The sequence below is a fragment of the Dolomitihabitans soli genome, from assembly GCF_022213955.1.
Taxonomy (GTDB): domain Bacteria; phylum Actinomycetota; class Actinomycetes; order Streptosporangiales; family Streptosporangiaceae; genus Streptosporangium_A; species Streptosporangium_A soli.
This window is the reverse complement of sequence record NZ_JAKNTW010000075.1, coordinates 1-1,018: the sequence shown is the minus strand read 5'-3', so window position 1 is coordinate 1,018 and position 1,018 is coordinate 1. Positions and strand designations below refer to the sequence as shown.

1 protein-coding gene is annotated in these 1,018 nt (G+C 67.9%); it reads right to left on the bottom strand.

The window, feature by feature from the left end:
- Positions 1–1,018 (bottom strand): hypothetical protein (locus MBA17_RS49025; protein ID WP_238505832.1); only part of this gene is annotated, 1,018 nt, incomplete at both ends.

Genomic DNA, 1,018 nt, shown 5'->3' with positions numbered 1-1,018 from the left:
ATGCGGAGCAGGCCCACCGCGTTCTTGGTGAGGGAGAGTACGCGGTTGAACTCGGCGGGACGGTCCATGCTGAAGATCGCGTTCCGGGCAAACGTCGTGGTCTTGTTGTGGTTGTAGTTGTTATTGGTCGCGTCGACCAGCCAGGCCTCCACCCGGATCCGGTCGCCGAACACGCTCTTCGGGATGCTGCGGATGGTCAGCTTGGTCGACCGGTTCCTGGTGCCGGTCTCGGCCTGGTAGTTCCAGTACATGACCGTCAGCTGCCGGGAATCGAGATGGGAGATCGCCCCGAGCCCGATCCCGTTGGTCGCCGATCCGTCGGGGGTGATGGTCGTGGCCACCCGCCGGCCGTCGTCGTGGCGGTCCTTCAGCATGCCCTGCATGACGACGACGTGGCCGAACGGCAGGCGCACGCCGTTCAGCCCCTCGACGAACATGTCCTTTCGGACGTTCTCGCCGTGGTGGACCACCCAGTGGAACGGGCGGTGCATACCGCTCTCGATGTAGTAGCGGCCGAGTGCGGCGACGCCAGCCGCCTGGACGAGCTGGTCGTGGGCGAGGCCCTCGGTCGTCCCGGTGTCGGGGCCGCCGTAGAGGCCGTACTCGGTGACGTAGGGCGGCACGGACTGGCTCAGCCCGGCCTGACCCAGCAGGGATCGGAGGGTGGCGCGCTGGGCGAGCGCCTGGCGCGGGTTGTCGCGGTTCTTGTGGTAGAGCTGCACCGCCAGGAAGTCCAGCCGCTTGCGGGCGTCGGTGTCGGCCGCGTAGCGCTTGAGGAAGGCCAGCAGCCACTCGTCCGGCAGGTTGGACGTCGTCGGGCCGCCGAAGGTCAGCGGGACCGCGGGCTTGAGGCTGTCGTTGGCCGCCTTCACGGCGCGGTACCCCGCGGCGTAGAAGGGATAGAACTCCGCCGGCGTCATCGCGGTCTCATCCGGATGGCCGCCGACGATCCCGAGGTTGGGCTCGATCCACGGCATCACGCAGTCGATCTGCGGGTAGCGCGCCTTGTAGACGAGCA